The following is a 16,893-nucleotide window of genomic DNA, read 5'->3' as shown; positions in this document are numbered from 1 at the left end:
AAGCTGGCCCAAATGCTTGTCTGATTGGCAGAGGATTTGGGCTATTGGGGCAGACCCCCAGTGTGCAAAAGCGTTAGCACATTGGGGATCTGCCCCTAGAAGTTTATTCTTTCTCCCTTTACGTTTCGAAATTACCATCGTCCGCAAAATGTAATAAAAAGTCCGATGGTCCACCCCCGTATAAATACAATCGATGCATCGGTCTTGTCATCGCCACGTACAACAATTTGATATCCAAATCGACTTTTGCATACGGTTCTTCCAAGCATACAATCAACACGGCATCAAATTCCAACCCCTTCGATAAATAAGAAGGTAAAATCGCGATATGCCCCTTCTTCATATCTTCCTTTTCCACCACTAATTGAATCGGAAATTGACTACTTTTTAGGATTTCATGGACTCTTTGAGATTCTTTGTCTGTTCGGCCAATGATAGCAATGGAGTGAAGCCCTTCCTCTTTTAATAAGGCAAGATTCCGTTCTAATCGCAACCGAACTTGTTCTAGATTCGTAGGATCGATGGGTATAAACAACGGTTTTTGACCATGGCGAATGACCGGCTCTACCTTTGGTAAGTCTTGTTCTAGCAGCTGCAAGATGTCATTAGCCAAATTCATAATTTCAACGGTGGTTCGATAGCTTTTTTGTAAGGTTTGATAATTCGCATTTGGGAAGATATCGGTCAATACCGGAGCCCAACTATTTAAGCCACGATAGGAATGAATTCCTTGTGCTAAGTCACCCACAATGGTAAATAAGTCGGTTTCGAAGCCTTCCTTTAAGGCGGCAAATTGAAAATAGCTGTAATCCTGGGCTTCATCAATAAAGATACTCCGCATTTTATACTTTTCCTCAATCCCTTCCAATTTTGCCTTCATATAAAATAATGGGGCTAAATCCTCCAGTTCGTATGCCCCTCTGGCAAAGATCTTCTGACAAAACGAACTTAAGAGTGTACATTGTTGATCCGTAAGGGTAGTGGAATGCTTTTTGATCAATTCCGGTGAAGACATCAATTCCTTATATAGGGTAAAAATATCTTTCATGACCAGCGGTTCCATATATTTTTTTACTGCTGTCTTTGCCTCCTGCTCCACCTGCTTCAATCTTTCTTCTTTCCTGTCCATCAGCATGGTCACTTTTTGCTTTCTTCTTTCCGAATCGAGCCTCTTGCTGTATAAGACCTGGTCTAGGGCATCATCGTATTTTTTATTCAATTTCGCAAGCATAATGGATTTCTTCTTTTTCAAATCATCTTCTAATAAGGATTTTAGTTTACTGATCCTTTTATAGATTGGTAAGTATGTATATTCTCTTAAAAATAGCTTTTTAAGCTTTTGGCCTTTCAATAGAATGGATTTCTCTACTCTAAAATCCTCTATAGGTGCAAGATTTCCTTCTATTTCCTTTAGATAATTATCCATTACTGCCTTAAATTCGAGTGATCCCTTAAAACTGGAAACCCATTGGAGCGATTTCGATGTTCCTTTACTTTCAAGGAGTTTGATAAGTTTCGTATTGGGAGAAAATAGTTTTATCTTCTTCCCCAAGCAACTTTTCATAAAATCGATAAAGGTGGTTTGATTTATTTTGTTTACTCCTAATTCCGGTAATACGGCAGATATATAATCAATAAACAGCCGGTTAGGAGCGAGAATCATTAATTTTTCTGGAGGGAATCTAATCCCGAAGGAATAGAGAAAGTAGGATATTCTATGGAGTGCGATGGTTGTTTTCCCGCTTCCGGCGGCCCCTTGAACGATAATGGGGTGCTTCAATGATGCCCGGATCACTTCATTTTGCTCATTTTGAATAGTGGCAACGATTTCTGTCAATCGATTGTCTGCTTTACCTGACAGTGATTTCTGCAAAAGTTCATCATGTGTTGTCAAATCGATATCCCTGATATCCTTTAATAATCCATCGACGATTTCATACTGCCTCTTTAATGCCAGGTAACCGGTTTGTGTCTCCCCATAGGCTTCATATGACACATCTCCCAGCCGGCCATCATAGTAGACATTGGCAATCGGTGACCTCCAATCCACGATAATAGGCTCCTGGGACACACGGTCAAACAAGGATACCTTGCCTATGTACAAAACTTCTTCCTTATTCGTACTATCACTCGTAAAATCAATCCTTGAAAAATAGGGTTTGCCGATCACGCTTTCCAGTCGTTTTAGTTCGCTTTCAGCTAATTCAAGAAATCTTGCATTCGCTAGAAGGTCCGTATAGCTCGTACTACTATCCTGAGGGTCCAAATCAGCCAACGCTTGTTTCACATTTTCAAGGAAAAATTCTTTATTTCCCTTAGAAATCTCTAACACAGTTCGAATGTATTCCTTAGTAAACTCTAAGCGCTCCACTTCTGTTTGATAGTCTTTATGGTCACGGATAGACACTTGTTCTTTGGCACTCATCTTTTTTACATGTCACCTCTCTTTGTCATTTTTAATAGTTGGGTATTAAGAGTAAACCAAACCTTTTGTACCAGTCAAGTTTGAATTAGCGAAAAATTGAAAAAAGCTTACCCTGGAGAGTAAGCTTAACTGCCTTTTATTTACACTATCACAGGTTCCAGCTTTTGGTTCATAATAACAATGGTTTTTATTTTAGTTAAATTCTCTTGCCATTCTTTCAAATGCTTCTTTAATAATCGGTCTTGGAGAAGGGATACAAATTCTCTGATAGTTTAATCCTTCCTCGCCAAACATTTTTCCATCCTCTAATAAAACGTTTGCCTTGTTGTAAATACGATCATGTACTTCTTCAGGTGAAAGGCCATATGCACTAAAGTCCATCCACATGACATACGTTCCTTCTGGAATCTTCACCTTCACTTTAGGCATTCTTTCAGCTAGGAAGTTTACGATCCATTCCATTGTGCCGTCAATGTATTCTTTCAATTGCTCTAACCAATCCTCTCCCTCATTGTATACAGCTATTAGCGCAGAGATGGTAAACGGTGAAGCTAAATGAAAGCCCATCACTTCAATGAATCTTTTCCTCAGCTCTGAATTATGGATGATCAAATTGGTACAATGAAGCCCTGCAACATTAAAGGTTTTGTTGATTGCAGTACATGTGACAATATGATCATTATTGTCCGCAGCTTTTGCAATTGGAATAAAGGTTTGATTACGTCTAACTAAATCTCCGTGAATTTCATCAGCAATGAGGAGTACATTATTTTTTTCACAAATTTCGGATAACCTCCGAAGCTCTTCCCTCTGAAGAACTCTTCCAGTTGGGTTATGAGGATTACATAAGATGAACATTTTAGTCTTTTCATCTTTTGCTTTCAATTCAAAATCCTCGAAATCGATTGAATAATACCCCTCTTCATCACATTTCAGAGCATTATTAACGACTTGTCTTCCGTTACCCTCTATGACTGATGTAAAGGGTGGATAAACTGGACGCTGAATCATGATTCCATCACCAGGCTCTGTAAATGCTCGTACTGCCATATTTAAAGCATGGACAGTACCTGGGCTGAAGACGATTTCTTCCTTTTTGATCGCCCAATCATGTCTCTTAGTAAACCAATGTTGAATGGCTTCAAAATCGGCATCCGGAAATATGGAATAACCAAAAATTTTATGATCCACTGTTTTATGCAAAGCATCTATTAATGGCTGTGGTACGGGCAAATCCATATCAGCTGTAAATAATGGTAATGTATCCTCATCATATCTTTCCGTAAAACCCATTTCTTTTAGGAATTTTCCACCGTCCCATTTTAATGAATGCGTTCCCCTGCGGTTGATAATCTCATCAAAATTATATTTCACCTAAAATCCACCTTTCCTATTTTACAATGAATTTAATTTACCCATTCCTTGCAAAAAAAGCACATCACCTATTTATTATCGTGGTGTGCGTCAAGATTGTCTATTTGTTATAGGTTAAAATTCTTCATATGTAGCAGGATCTTGATTGTTAATTCTGCCATCTGGACGGGTTAAGTCTGAAATTTTCCTCATTTCTGCATCATCTAAGGAGAAGTCGAAAATAGAAATATTCTCAAGTTGTCGTGCAGGTGAAGCAGATTTCGGAATCGAAATAGCCCCCAGTTGATAATGCCAACGTAAAATGACTTGTGAAATGGTCTTGTTGTGCTGTATGGCAATTGTTTGAAACGGGTCAATATTTATGTCCTTCAATCCTCGGGTAAATGGGCTCCACGATTCTGTTGCTATTGAATTCTCTTCATGCCATTTTCGTTGTTCCGCTTGGTTGAAAAATGGATGTAATTCGATTTGATTGATACTTGGTTTAACACCTGTTTCCTTTTCTAACCGCTCCAAATGTTCAGGCAGGAAATTACAAACACCAATCGAACGAATAAGCCCTTGTTTTTTAGCATCAATTAATGCTTGCCATGCTTCCACATATTGCTCCTGTTTTGGGTTCGGCCAATGAATCAAGTATAAATCATAGTAATCAAGATTGGCGCGATATAACGATTCTTGGATGGTCGTAACCGCTTTGTCATACTCATGATAGCGACCAGGTAATTTAGATGTAATTCTTAATTCTTCTCTTAGAACAGAACTCCGTCTAACGGCTTCCCCTACCGTTCCTTCATTTTCATAATTATAAGCAGAATCGATGAGTCGATAGCCGATATCAATGGCACTTAGGATGGAATTGACTCCATTATTCCCCTTCAGTTTATAGCTGCCCAAACCGATTACCGGTATACTCATCCCATCATTTAGGATTATTTCAGGAATTAAATTACCCATACAAATCACTCCTCTCAGTAATATCAAAAGATTAGCATAATTTTGAATTAATTTCATTGATGGTGATTTTTGTGAAGCTTTTTCTCGAAGCAAACATTGGTAAACCATTTATTATTTTACTTTTTTTAGCATCTGTAATATGATATAAAAGTGATATCACTTTTATATCACTTTTTAATATAAAGGGGGAAAAGCAATGAGTGAGAAGTCGATTTTTAAAATGAACGGTTTTGCAGCATTGATCATTGCGCTTTTGTGTATTGGTTTTGGCATTTTTCTACTCGTTACTGGAACTATTACTGAAAAAGTTACCGGAGGCGTAGTCACACTCTTAGGATTGATTATTGCCACAAGTTTAACCATTGTTCAGCCGAACGAAGCAAAAGTATTAACGTTCTTTGGTACCTATCTCGGTGTCATTCGCGATCAAGGATTATGGGCTACCATTCCCTTTACGTTCAAGCGTAGCGTTTCCTTACGCGTGACAAACTTTAACAGCGAGAAGCTAAAAGTGAATGATTTGGAAGGGAATCCGATTGAAATTGCCGCCGTTGTTGTGTATAAAGTTAGGGATGCTGCAAAGGCAATGTATGACGTTGAAAACTATGAAAAATTCATTCAAATTCAAAGCGAAACCGGTATTCGTCATATTGCCAGCAGATATGCTTATGATTCATTCGATCATGCGGAAAACACCTTTACTCTTCGTCAGAACAGCGATGAAGTAGCAGACGTACTTATGTATGATTTACAAAAAAGACTAGATGTTGCCGGGGTAGATGTTATCGAAGCACGGATTATGCATCTCGCCTATTCATCCGAAATCGCTTCTGCCATGCTGCAAAGACAACAAGCCCAGGCTGTTTTATCTGCCCGTAAGGTGATTGTCGACGGTGCTGTTGGACTTGTAAAAGCTGCAATCGATCAGCTTGCCGAGCAAGAAATTGTCGAGCTTGATGAAGAGAAAAAGGCGCAAATGGTGAATAATCTTATGGTTGCGATTGTTTCCGAAAAAGGAACGCAGCCTATTATTAATACAGGAAGCATTTATTAAGGTTGTGTCGTAAATGACGAAAAGAAAATCATTTCCACTTCGTATTGATCCCAAATTATATGAAGTGCTAGAAAAATGGGCGGAAGATGAAATTAGAAGTGTGAACGCCCAAATCGAAGTCATCTTAAAAGAGGCTGCAAAAAAAGCCGGACGATTAAAAAAAGAATAGAATAGAATAAAAATCGTCCTCATGTGTGGTTCATGAGGACGGAATTCTTTCATGTAATTTTAATCCAAAATGATTAGGTTATTTCTACCCTTGTTTTTATATTGGGACTTACTCTTGAAGGTTTACACCAACATTTGGTTGTCTTTTTCCCTCCGCCTCTTCTTCGACCTGGCGGTTATTTTTAATGAAAAAGGATAGGATCAATCCTACTAAGGAAAGAATGGATACGACCATAAAGGCGATATTTGCTCCGTGGATATCCGGATAAGATATGTCAGGGTGCTGTTTTGCTGCTTCCGCTGTTGTCGTCATGACGGTAACAAGAATAGCGGTTCCTACCGAAGCGGCAATCATCTTCATCGTATTATCCATAGCAGCCCCGTGCGGAATTAATCGTTTTGGCAACTGGTTCAAGGCAGCTGTTGCCACCGGCATCATGACCATCGAAAGACCAAACATTCGTATTCCGTAAAGGACGGTGATATAGGTCATCGAGGTTGAAGGACTTAAAGTGGTATAGGCAAACGAGGCCGCTGTCATGATCGTTAAGCCGATCATCACAAGCCATCTTGCTCCGACCTTATCAAAGATTCTCCCTACAATCGGTGCCATGATCCCGCTTATCAGTGCACCAGGCAATAAAGCAAGACCCGCCTCAAATGCGGAAAATCCCCTCATCCGCTGCATAAACAGCGGGATTATTGTTTCCGCTCCAATTAGGCCCATAAAACCGATCATTCCAATGATAATCGCGAACGGGAAAATGGTGTACGAAAACACTCGGAATTCCAACATCGGATGTTTCAATCGTAACTGACGGAAAATAAATACCAGTAACGATATGCTGCCTATCGCAAGAGATAGAAGGGTGACGGCATGCGTCCAACCAAAATTTCCTGCAGAGGTAAATCCGTAAAGAAGCCCGCCAAAACCGAATGAAGATAACAGGATGGATAGGATATCCACTTTGGGATTGGCAACCTCGGTGACATTTTTCAAGAAACGATAGGCGACAATGATGTCGATGAGAGCAATTGGCAAAATGATAAAAAATAACACTCGCCATGAAAAATGGGAGATCATCCATCCGGATAAAGCTGGCCCGATGGCAGGGGCAAAGGAAATGACCAGCCCGACGAGACCCATTGCGGCCCCCCGTTTATTAACCGGGAAAATCAGCAAAAATACAGTGGTCATGAGTGGCAGCATTACCCCTGCCCCGATCGACTGAATGACTCTTCCTAAAAGGAGAAATGCAAAATTAGGTGCAATCCCGCCTACAACGGTTCCGACCGCAAAAATACCCATTGCTGTAATAAATAATTGCCTTGTGGTGAATCGTTCTAATAAAAAGGCGCTGATGGGGATCATAATTCCATTCACCAGCATAAAGATGGTCGTTAGCCATTGTGCACTATTTGCGGTAATATTCATTTCTTCCATGATCGGCGGTATTGCCGTAATCATCAGTGTTTGATTTAAAATGGCAATAAATGTTCCTGCCAGCAAAAGTCCCACAATCATTGAATGCTTATTTTCTGTTCTATCCATTTATCCAACTCCCCTACAAACCTATAAAAAAATATACTGTTACAGATTACCTTGTTTTCCTTTTATACTCCAATTAAATGCTTAGGAAAGTTTGGATGGCACAAATCTTTAAAATAGTTAGCATGCATATAAAAGTCTAAATTCCTGTAACCCTTTATTGGTGATGGTGAAGGCTGCCATACCTAAATAGAATGGAAATTTGTCTTCTTTTGCTATCCTTTGTCAAAGCTATTGTTTCTTTCAAAAGATTCTATTAATCTTATAAAAAATAGATAGTGAGGAGTCGGAGTAATGAAGAAGAAAATAACCATATCCTTTATCGCTTTGTTGTTTAGCCTTTTGACAATTGTTGGGGGTGCTTCAGCCCAAACTGTCACCTACAGGCCATCACTTGTACATAAAAACGGCGCAATGGCATACGAACATATGAAGTACCTAGCATATGAAATAGGTCCACGGGTAGCAGGGTCAGATAATGAGCGAAAAGCCGGGGAATATATTGAAAGTCAATTTGCACGAATTGGATTTGAGACATCCGTACAGGACTTTTCCTATACAAGACGAGGAATCACAACCAAGTCTTCAAACGTTATTGCCTATAAACCCGGGAAATCCAGTAAACAGATCATCGTGGGTGCCCATTATGATTCTGTTGCAATTGGACGCGGTGTCGATGATAATGCATCTGGTGTAGGAGTACTATTGGAAGTTGCCGAGGTCTTAAAAAATATACCTACTCCATACTCCATTGTCTTTATTGCATTTGGTGCTGAAGAAACTGGACTCCGGGGATCAAATTATTATGCAGCCAATATGTCGCAAAAAGAAATTGAAAATACCATTGGAATGATTAATATGGATAGTCTTGCAGTCGGTGACAATATGTATGTTTATGGCAGCGCCGGAGATGCTGGCTTCATTCGCGACCAAGCATTAGAAATCGTGAAGAAGAAAAAGTTAAATGTCGGAACCAATCCAGGGTTGAATCCTGATTATCCGGCTGGAACCACAGGTGACTGGAGCGATCATGCACCATTTGAAAGTCTTGGAATCCCTTACGGTTATTTAGAGGCAACCAACTGGGAAATTGGCGCCCTTGATGGGTATGATCAAACGGTTAAACACGGCGGAGTTTGGCATACGGGAAATGATACACTTGAGTTTATCGCCTCGGAATATCCTGGTCGAATCGAAGAACATCTCTCAACTTTTAGTACATTGCTCACCGATTTATTGAAGTTTATGAATAAGAGTAGTACGTCTAAATAATGACTGTAACATAACAAGGCTGACTCAAATGGGCGATCATGTGACCTGTTTGAGCCAGCCTTTTCCTTTACTGTTGAAAACCATCTTCCTATGTAAAAGATAGTTTTTTTCTCTTACTGCTTTTTAATAGGGGTGACGACTGAAAATAAACTTTCAGCTGGATCCGAAACATTTATTTCAATTATTTTAAATCCATCCTCTACCTCTTTGAACTCGATAATAGTTGTTGGTACAATTTGATTTTTCTCCATCGTTTGTTCCTCCTTAACATTTATCACACAGAAGTTACTATATGCCGGATTTTTATTTTTGTGATTATTTTTTTAAAAAATTTCTTCTGCAAGAACATGTGACAGGTTGGCTCTATATAGTCCTAAGCAAACCGATAGTAAATCAATAAAAAAGTCGCTAGTACGAAAATAAAATTTAGAAACACAAAGATGAATTGATCCAGTTTTGTTTTGTGCATTTTAATGGGCGGGTTATAGAATGAAACCCCTTCGATGATAAAAATGATTAATACAATATGAATCATGAAGTGGCCAATAACCTCTTTCATCCCAAATAACATGGTCGTTGAGATAAAAATACCTGTCACAACAAACCCTAGCACTCTATTTAAAATTCCTACCACTAATAAATAACCGACGACAAATTCGATAAAGGCTGCCATCACAACAAATAATCCGGGTTCGAAACCAAATGTGGGCACATGGTGGTTTGTAACAATGTCTAAGGCCATACCTGGATACACCCATTTTTCCACGGCTACCCAGCTAAGTGATAATCCGGTTCCTAAATAAAGGAACGGAAAGCCAACTTTTTCAAGTTTTGTATTCCCTACTAATAAGACACCTATGATCGCTACGTAATATCCGTAGTCTAACATATAGAAAATGCCATGATGAATCGTTACATAAATAAATAATCCTAACAGAATAGAAGCACCGATTTTCGTTGAAATATGGTGCGGTATGAATAAAAATCCGATGGTCACCCACGATAAAATAATAGCAAATGTGTTTTCCATGTGGAACTCGGGAGCAAATAATGTTCCATTGATGATTTGAATCGTCAGAGCAATGGCAGTCCCGTATTTTAGTAGATATCGTGAATACTTCCTTAGATTCGAAAGACGATCCTCCCACTTTTTCACTGGTGCCCATTCAGCCATTTTTGGAATAAACAATGTTAATGAAGCAAGTACTATCGCTGCAATAAGTGCCAAGAAGATAAACATGGGTGATAAAATATGTTCGATCGCTTCTTTATGTGGTGTCACCTCTGTAAACCATTTCACATGTGCTTCGGCAAAAACTGGTGTCATAATAAGACCTATGCATAATAGTGTCTGAAATATCCTTTTCATCCTACATCCCCCTTGTATCATAAACAACATGACTATAGTGTTAATATACAGGAACAGGTAGTGATCTAACCGACCTATTATTGAACATTATGTGAATTATTTCACATAAGTTGATATAAAAAAACCCCGTTCCCTTTTTTACTAGTAGGTACGAGGAATTCCCAACGTTAATCTTTGATGACCAATCCCATTAATGCTGCAAATTGGATTGCTTGCAAAGATGATACTTTGCACCCTTTTAAATCTTCAATCGCCACAATAAGGGATTCAAATGTAGACGTACTGATATCGATTCCTTTTAATGAGGTTTGATCAAAGTTTGCCCCCTCCAGATTACAAACCTGAAATTCAACGTTTTTAAGTTTGCAGTCAAAAAAATCGCTGCTTTTTAACGCAGTGCCGTTGAACTTTACTTTTTCTAACTTTGAATTTCCAAACGTCGCCAAATTTAACACGGAATCCTCAAATTGAACATTTCCAAATCGTGTTTCGGAAAAATCGACACCTAAACATTTACTATTTTTAAATACCACACGGTGAATGGAAGACTTGCTCAAATTAACATTGGAAAAATCACAGTTTTCAAACCATACATCCGTAATATCACTGTTTATAAAATCGGTATGATTGAACCGACAATTCTTAATCACCATATTTGTTAATCGCACTCTACCAACTACTTCATTTTCAAAAACGGAATCGATCACCTGACACATTTCTAATTCGGGATCCTCTTCATAAAAAATATCTTGGAAATTCCTTGTGGGCAATACAGCGGAGATTTTAGGTGAATCAATCTTCATACTTTACCTCTTTCATTACAAAATTTTATCGAATACACTTATTGTACAGATTAAGGTAGAATAAATCAGCTGTTAATTCATATTCTAGCAATTTTTAGATAAAACAAAAAAAGACTCTGCAAGAGAGTCTTTTTTATCTATTGGTTTTTATTATGCTTTGCGAACGTTAGTAGCTTGGGGTCCACGTTGACCTTGTTCTACTTCAAATGTAACAGCTTGACCTTCGTCTAATGATTTGAAACCTTCGCTTTGGATAGCTGAGAAGTGTACGAATACATCGTCTCCTGCTTCGCGTTCGATGAATCCGAATCCTTTTTCTGCATTAAACCATTTTACTTTACCTTGTTCCATTGTTGTTTCCTCCTCGTGTGCTTCGCACACATTGTGTTACTATCCTTGCTCAGTTCTTCAAGACGAAAGTTTTACACTTCATAATCAAACTGACTAACAAAAATAATTCTTCTTTACTATAACAGAGAATCTTCCATAATGCAAATAGAGGTTTAAATTTTATTTGGGGAATCCTTTTGGAGAGACTTAGTTGTTTTTTAACTTGTAAATTTCCCTAGAATGTTCAGAAATCATTTGGTCATAAAATTCGAGATCATGTTTGGTCGCCATTGAATTTTTGATTTCCTTTACATTTTCTGCGATTGTGTCTACCTTCGTTTCTACAGAATCTATTCTTTCGTTTGTTTCGGAAATCTTTACATTCGTGGCTGCTACAGTATTAATTAAATGATGTAATAAATCCCCTTGTTTTTTAAGTTCAGCCGGAAAACTTTGTTCCATACTCGTGATTCTGTCATCCATCCTAGTGATTCTTTCATTCATACTAGTGATTCTGTCATTCATCCTAGTGATTCTTTCATCCATAGAGCTTACCTTTTGATCCAAGGTGTCAAGTTTGTCCAATATCATTTGAAGTATTTTTTCCACTTTTCTCACCTCCTACCTATATTGCTTTTAGTATAGCAGGTTTATGTAGATATTTGTCGATGGATCAAAAATTATTGATGTTTGTATAGTTGAAAGAACAAAAAAAGCATTTACCCCTTCAAAGGTAAATGCTCCTTAACTATTATATAAGTTTGGTGACTATATTAAGTGATAACCCCATCCTCTAAATTTCTCCATAAGTGATGGGCTTCCCTTGCAATATGTTCTAACAAATCTGGAGGAGAGGTTGTCGCGATCGCACATCTTTTGATTAGATCATCTACTTCTAATTTAAATGCTTCGAGACTCTTGGCTTCTTTAATAATCGTTTGCCGGAATTGATCCAAAACTGGCAGCATTCCATTGCGCGGTTTTCGTACCATTGTTTTTAATGCGGTTGCCTGCATTAATAGCCGCTCAAATTTTTGCATCATATTTGTTACTTGAAAGTTCACTTCATAATTTGATACATCTGAATAATGACGTATATAACCTAAATGATCGGCCATTTGTCTTAACCAAAATACAGTTTCATGGATGACTGCATCTGACGGTGTTACTTGAGCGCCACTTTGGATTAATTTATAGACCTTTTGAGACTCTTCAGATTCCCGCACCATATGGTCGAGAAGTGATACTGGTGTGGAAATAATAACCTCACAATGGAGAGATTTGTCCATGGTATAGGCAAGTAAACTGTGAAATTCCCGGGAAGCATGTGTTGCTTCATCGAGCAATTGTCCAAGATCCCCCGTTTTCGACTGGGCTTTTTGCCATACCGCTCCTAAACGCTGAATATTATTCTGATTTGCACGGGCTAGTTCTATTTCATAATGGCTTATTTCCCTATCGAAAAATCGCCCATGGTCATAATCATTCCGAAGCCAAAAAGCGATGATCCCATAGGTATCCCTTTCATAGTTATCCGTATAACCCATATCCCCACCCCTTATTTAGAAGGATTGCATCCAATGAATTATATTCGCTTTGTTCAGAATTTATGTTGGACTTTCCCCATCGCAAAAAATAAAAAAAGCTGCCAGCAATGAAAGACTCTGGCAGCTGTTTCCTTGTTACTTATTAAGTTGTTACCATATAAACCCGCTCCGGACGGCCTACAGTTCCGTACGCGAGGTCTGCTGCTAATTTTTCCTCAGCTACAAGATGTTCCAAATAGCGTCTTGCGGTTGTTCGGCTGATGCCAATCTCATGGGCGACTAATTCGGCTGTTAGACCGCGAACCCCCTTAGCTAATACCTCAAGTACCTTATCCAATGTAAGGGGATCAATCCCCTTTGGCAGATAGGACTTTTCATTCACCCCCGCATCCATTTCCTTTCGCAGCAGCTTGTCTATCTGCTGCTGGGTGACATGGAGATTCTCTTCTTCAAGTTGAACCAGCTTTCTATGGAAATCCTTAAATCGAAGTAAGGATTGTTTAAAGCGCTCAAACACAACCGGTTTAATGATATAATCAAACACTCCAACCCGAATAGCTTCTTGTACCTTATTGATCTCTTTTGTGGCCGTAATCATAATCACATTAAATGGTTTCGATTGCTGCTTTGTTTCTTTTAATAAGTCCAGTCCATTCATATCCGGGAAAAAGACGTCAAGCAAGAGCAAGTCTGGCTGCATGATGTCAATTAACGTTTTTGCCTCGAGATAACTAGCCGCAATACCTACTGTTTGAAAACCTTCGATTTGTTCAAGAAAGCGCCTTTGGATTTCCGCAACCCTTAAGTCATCCTCCACAATTAACACATCAATCAATTGGTTCTCGTTCATTCCAATCCCCCCTGCTCTTTGGTATCGCCACTGTGAAAATGGTCCCTTCTCCCCAATCCGAAGAAAACGTGATGGATCCGCCTAATTCGTTAATCGCTCTTTGCACTAAACTTAGCCCGATTCCGGCATTGCCGCTTGTATTTTTAGTAGAATAACCTTGTTTAAAAATCAGATCATTTCTAGTTTCATCAATTCCCATCCCGTTATCTTCTACTTCAATAATCAAGTCCTTACCGAGATCTGTTAAAAAAAGAGAGACCCATTTTTCTTTCTTTTCATTCTCTCGAACGGCTTCAAATGCATTATTAACGAGGTTTCCAATAATCGTGATTAACAAGTCCCTATTGATGTCTGCAGGGACATCTGTAAAGCTGCTTTCCCGGTCGACTGCGAAATGAATTTTTAATTCACTAGCTAAACTTACTTTTCCTAAGATAAATGCTGCAATAAATGGATCAGGTACTTCTTTCATTAAAAATTGAATGAACCCTTGAGCAACATCTACTTCCTTAGAGATAAAATCAATTGCTTCTTTGTAGGATCCAAGCTGTATCAAGCCCAGCAACGTATATAGCCGATTGGAATATTCGTGGGTTTGGGCCCGCAGACCCTCTGCATATGTTTTAATATGGGATAATTCCTTTAGCAAATTGGCAAGCTCGGACTTATTCCGAAAGCTTGCGACAGCCCCTATTACTTCTTTCTTATCATTAAAAATAGGAATACGATTGGCTAAATAAATTTCCCCCAAAATCAGAATTTCCTGGTCATATTCGGCTTGTCCGGTTCGTACGACCTCAAGAAGATGTGTATTTTCCAGCACTTCTTCGATTCTTTTTCCACGCAGTAGGGAATGCAACGGTTCCTTTAAAATAGTATGTGCTGTTTCATTGACCACCGTAATCCGCCCGTTTGTATCAATCGCGATAATCCCTTCATGAATAGACTCAAGAATCGCGTGTTTCTCCTGATACATCCAAGCAATTTCTTTCGGTTCAAGACCAAAAATAGCCCTTTTAATATTTAAAGAGATTAATAGTGCGGCAAGCATGCCTCCGAGTAAAATAATCAACGTAGCCACGAATATCTTTTTCTGTAATTTTGAAACTTCTTTTTCTATATCGGTTTGGAGATATCCGACAGAAACAACGCCTATGACTTTCTCCCCACTGAAAATTGGTGCTTTCCCCCTTAGCGAAGGCCCCAATGTCCCTGTTGACTCCGAAATCACGGATTGCCCTTTAAAGACAAGGCCATTATCTCCCCCAACCATTTTCTGCCCTAAGCGTTTGGGATTTGGATGAGAGTATCGGATTTCATTTCGATTCCCAATCACGATAAATTCGGCATCGACCTGCCTGCGAATTTTTTCAGCAATAGGCTGAATGATGGCGGAGGGGTCCTCTTTTTTAAAAGCAGCTTGAATCTCTGGCATATTAGAAATCGACTGCGCAACGGATAACGCTTTTGAGCCGATTTCATGCTTCAAGTTGGTTTCCATAATATTTTTAAAAGTAAATTCAATAATCGTTCCAAGCACGATGATGAGAATGGAGATTCCAAGCATTAGTTTTGTATGTAAGCGCATTTATACACCTCTATCTCTATCATAATAAAAAAAACTCCTTTTAAACAGGAGTTTTTTAAAATTTCTGAATCCTATCCCTCTACATTAATGATCACTTCTTTTCCGCGTTTTTTCATTAGGAATGGTATGACCAGCCATAGGAAGGTGATGATCAGAAAGACCAATGAAAGTGGGCGAGTAAAAAATACACTATAATCACCATTTGAAATCGTCAATGCTCTCCTTAGATTATTCTCAATCATTGGTCCCAGGACTAGGCCAAGAACCAGCGGGGCAATCGGATAATCATGTTTACTGAAAAAGTAGCCAATGACACCGCAAGCTAGTAATAGCAAAAGATCATTCACCGATACTTGGACTGCATAAACACCAAAGATGGAGATGGCGATGATCATCGGAATCAAATACTTTTTTGGTGTTTGAATAATTTTAGCAAACACTTTTACAAGTGGGAGATTCAAGATTAATAACATTATGTTTCCGATAAACATACTTGCAATCAAGCCCCATGCAACCTGTGGATGGTCTTCAAATAATAATGGTCCCGGCTGAACATTATACATCATTAAAGCTCCCATAAGGATGGCTGTTGTACCTGAACCCGGTATACCTAATGTCAATAAGGGAATCATGGCACCACCAGAAGCGGCATTATTGGCAGATTCCGGTGCAGCGACGCCTGCAATGGCCCCTGTTCCAAATTTCTCAGGATTTTTAGAAACCTTTTTTTCAAGAATATAAGAAAAGAAGGACGCAAGCGTTGCCCCGGCACCAGGCAAAATCCCTATAAAGAATCCTAGGATGGAACCACGGGCAATCGGTGCTGCTGATTCTTTTAATTCTTCCTTAGAAGGAAGTAAATTATTGATGCGTGCGATTTCAACTTCTTCTTCCTCTTTTTCTAAAATTGTTTTAAATACTTCACCCAGAGCAAACAACCCAACCGCAATCGTTAAAAACTCAATTCCTTGAAAAAGCCATGGAACATCAAAAGTAAATCTCGCAATACCGGAAACGCTATCGATCCCAATCGTCCCAAGTAACAAGCCGCTAACTGTCATAATTAACGCCTTTGTCACCGACTTTCCCGCTAATCCACTGACAGCTCCTAACCCCAACAGCATTAACGAAAAATATTCGGCAGGGCCAAATTTAAGGGCCACCTCTGATAATGGCTTTGCTAAGGCAATCAAAGCGATGAGCGTCACAATCCCAGCCACAAATGAGCCAATCGCCGCAATGGACAAAGCACTGCCGGCCCTTCCTTTCTTGGCCATCTGATAACCATCCAAGGTTGTCACTACTGACGAGGATTCTCCTGGCGTATTTAATAGAATCGATGTCGTCGAACCACCATACATCGCTCCATAATAAACCCCTGCAAGAAGAATAATGGCACTTGTTGCCGCTTGTTCCGGTGGCAGCCCGCCAGTAATCGATGCCGTAACAGGAATGAGTAGCGCTACCCCGCTCATCGGACCAATCCCTGGCAAAACGCCGACAGCCGTTCCTATTAACACGCCTACAAAGGCAAAAAGAAGATTATACCAAATAAGTGCTGTTCCAAATCCGTGAATTAAATAATCAAATGTACTCATGTCATTTTC

Annotated in this window: 16 protein-coding genes; 3 read left to right on the top strand and 13 right to left on the bottom strand. The window is 39.2% G+C overall.

Features of this window, described 5'->3' with window-relative positions; translation table 11 throughout:
- Positions 1–118 precede the first annotated feature (118 nt).
- The 3 genes from helD to RCG19_RS20265 form a co-directional block, all read right to left on the bottom strand.
- Positions 119–2,425 (bottom strand): RNA polymerase recycling motor HelD, encoded by a 2,307-nt coding sequence (gene helD / locus RCG19_RS20275; RefSeq protein ID WP_308108616.1) that lies wholly within the window; start codon positions 2,423–2,425, stop codon positions 119–121.
- Positions 2,426–2,617: 192 nt separating this feature from the next.
- Positions 2,618–3,799, bottom strand: coding sequence for a MalY/PatB family protein (locus RCG19_RS20270; RefSeq protein WP_308108614.1), 1,182 nt, complete (start codon positions 3,797–3,799; stop codon positions 2,618–2,620).
- Positions 3,800–3,913: 114 nt separating this feature from the next.
- A complete protein-coding gene (locus RCG19_RS20265; protein WP_308108612.1) occupies positions 3,914–4,756 on the bottom strand; it encodes an aldo/keto reductase in 843 nt (280 codons plus the stop codon).
- A gap of 196 nt (positions 4,757–4,952) precedes the next feature.
- On the opposite strand from RCG19_RS20265, the gene RCG19_RS20260 reads away from it, so the two are divergent.
- Positions 4,953–5,810: an SPFH domain-containing protein gene (locus tag RCG19_RS20260; RefSeq protein WP_308108611.1), complete on the top strand. Its 858-nt coding sequence runs from the start codon at positions 4,953–4,955 to the stop codon at positions 5,808–5,810.
- Between the two features lie 13 nt (positions 5,811–5,823).
- A complete protein-coding gene (locus tag RCG19_RS20255) occupies positions 5,824–5,979 on the top strand; it encodes a type II toxin-antitoxin system antitoxin (protein WP_007083705.1) in 156 nt (51 codons plus the stop codon).
- A 108-nt stretch (positions 5,980–6,087) separates the two neighbouring features.
- Here RCG19_RS20255 and RCG19_RS20250 read toward each other — a convergent pair whose 3' ends face one another.
- The gene (locus tag RCG19_RS20250; protein WP_308108610.1) at positions 6,088–7,530 is read right to left on the bottom strand and encodes a DHA2 family efflux MFS transporter permease subunit; all 1,443 of its coding nucleotides are present in this window, start codon (positions 7,528–7,530) and stop codon (positions 6,088–6,090) included.
- Positions 7,531–7,821: 291 nt separating this feature from the next.
- On the opposite strand from RCG19_RS20250, the gene RCG19_RS20245 reads away from it, so the two are divergent.
- The gene (locus RCG19_RS20245; protein WP_308108609.1) at positions 7,822–8,799 is read left to right on the top strand and encodes a M20/M25/M40 family metallo-hydrolase; all 978 of its coding nucleotides are present in this window, start codon (positions 7,822–7,824) and stop codon (positions 8,797–8,799) included.
- A gap of 113 nt (positions 8,800–8,912) precedes the next feature.
- On the opposite strand, the gene RCG19_RS20240 is transcribed toward RCG19_RS20245, so the two are convergent.
- From RCG19_RS20240 to RCG19_RS20200, 9 genes are all read right to left on the bottom strand, one after another.
- Entirely contained in the window at positions 8,913–9,050 is a 138-nt protein-coding gene (locus RCG19_RS20240) for a hypothetical protein (RefSeq protein WP_308108608.1), read from the bottom strand.
- Positions 9,051–9,172: 122 nt separating this feature from the next.
- On the bottom strand, positions 9,173–10,168 hold the full coding sequence (locus RCG19_RS20235; RefSeq protein ID WP_308108607.1) for a hypothetical protein: 996 nt from the start codon (positions 10,166–10,168) through the stop codon (positions 9,173–9,175).
- Between the two features lie 167 nt (positions 10,169–10,335).
- Complete coding sequence (locus RCG19_RS20230; protein ID WP_308108606.1) at positions 10,336–10,971, bottom strand: pentapeptide repeat-containing protein; 636 nt, start codon at positions 10,969–10,971, stop codon at positions 10,336–10,338.
- Between the two features lie 150 nt (positions 10,972–11,121).
- Positions 11,122–11,322 carry a cold-shock protein gene (locus RCG19_RS20225; protein ID WP_007083691.1) on the bottom strand — a complete coding sequence of 67 codons (201 nt, stop codon included), beginning with the start codon at positions 11,320–11,322 and terminating at the stop codon, positions 11,122–11,124.
- A 186-nt stretch (positions 11,323–11,508) separates the two neighbouring features.
- Positions 11,509–11,910, bottom strand: a complete 402-nt coding sequence (locus RCG19_RS20220; protein WP_308108605.1) for a hypothetical protein — start codon at positions 11,908–11,910, stop codon at positions 11,509–11,511.
- 164 nt (positions 11,911–12,074) lie between these two features.
- Positions 12,075–12,848, bottom strand: coding sequence for a DUF2935 domain-containing protein (locus tag RCG19_RS20215; protein ID WP_308108604.1), 774 nt, complete (start codon positions 12,846–12,848; stop codon positions 12,075–12,077).
- Between the two features lie 142 nt (positions 12,849–12,990).
- Positions 12,991–13,698 (bottom strand): response regulator, encoded by a 708-nt coding sequence (locus tag RCG19_RS20210; protein ID WP_308108603.1) that lies wholly within the window; start codon positions 13,696–13,698, stop codon positions 12,991–12,993.
- Positions 13,676–15,286, bottom strand: a complete 1,611-nt coding sequence (locus RCG19_RS20205; protein ID WP_308108602.1) for an ATP-binding protein — start codon at positions 15,284–15,286, stop codon at positions 13,676–13,678. The genes RCG19_RS20210 and RCG19_RS20205 overlap by 23 nt, the downstream gene beginning before the upstream one ends.
- A gap of 71 nt (positions 15,287–15,357) precedes the next feature.
- A complete protein-coding gene (locus RCG19_RS20200) occupies positions 15,358–16,884 on the bottom strand; it encodes a tripartite tricarboxylate transporter permease (protein WP_308108601.1) in 1,527 nt (508 codons plus the stop codon).
- Positions 16,885–16,893 lie beyond the last annotated feature (9 nt).

The organism is Neobacillus sp. OS1-2 (genome assembly GCF_030915505.1).
In the GTDB taxonomy this organism is placed as follows: domain Bacteria; phylum Bacillota; class Bacilli; order Bacillales; family Cytobacillaceae; genus Neobacillus.
This window is presented reverse-complemented; position numbering and strand designations above follow the sequence as displayed.

What these genes read in the sequence shown, in the direction of transcription:
- RCG19_RS20245 (WP_308108609.1), top strand. Translation starts at nt 7,822, where the DNA reads ATGAAGAAGAAAATAACCATATCCTTTATCGCTTTGTTGTTTAGCCTT.
- RCG19_RS20210 (WP_308108603.1), bottom strand. Translation starts at nt 13,698, where the DNA reads ATGAACGAGAACCAATTGATTGATGTGTTAATTGTGGAGGATGACTTA.
- RCG19_RS20250 (WP_308108610.1), bottom strand. Translation starts at nt 7,530, where the DNA reads ATGGATAGAACAGAAAATAAGCATTCAATGATTGTGGGACTTTTGCTG.
- RCG19_RS20200 (WP_308108601.1), bottom strand. Translation starts at nt 16,884, where the DNA reads ATGAGTACATTTGATTATTTAATTCACGGATTTGGAACAGCACTTATT.
- RCG19_RS20215 (WP_308108604.1), bottom strand. Translation starts at nt 12,848, where the DNA reads ATGGGTTATACGGATAACTATGAAAGGGATACCTATGGGATCATCGCT.
- RCG19_RS20265 (WP_308108612.1), bottom strand. Translation starts at nt 4,756, where the DNA reads ATGGGTAATTTAATTCCTGAAATAATCCTAAATGATGGGATGAGTATA.
- RCG19_RS20225 (WP_007083691.1), bottom strand. Translation starts at nt 11,322, where the DNA reads ATGGAACAAGGTAAAGTAAAATGGTTTAATGCAGAAAAAGGATTCGGA.
- RCG19_RS20235 (WP_308108607.1), bottom strand. Translation starts at nt 10,168, where the DNA reads ATGAAAAGGATATTTCAGACACTATTATGCATAGGTCTTATTATGACA.
- RCG19_RS20230 (WP_308108606.1), bottom strand. Translation starts at nt 10,971, where the DNA reads ATGAAGATTGATTCACCTAAAATCTCCGCTGTATTGCCCACAAGGAAT.
- RCG19_RS20255 (WP_007083705.1), top strand. Translation starts at nt 5,824, where the DNA reads ATGACGAAAAGAAAATCATTTCCACTTCGTATTGATCCCAAATTATAT.
- RCG19_RS20240 (WP_308108608.1), bottom strand. Translation starts at nt 9,050, where the DNA reads ATGGAGAAAAATCAAATTGTACCAACAACTATTATCGAGTTCAAAGAG.
- helD (WP_308108616.1), bottom strand. Translation starts at nt 2,425, where the DNA reads ATGAGTGCCAAAGAACAAGTGTCTATCCGTGACCATAAAGACTATCAA.
- RCG19_RS20205 (WP_308108602.1), bottom strand. Translation starts at nt 15,286, where the DNA reads ATGCGCTTACATACAAAACTAATGCTTGGAATCTCCATTCTCATCATC.
- RCG19_RS20260 (WP_308108611.1), top strand. Translation starts at nt 4,953, where the DNA reads ATGAGTGAGAAGTCGATTTTTAAAATGAACGGTTTTGCAGCATTGATC.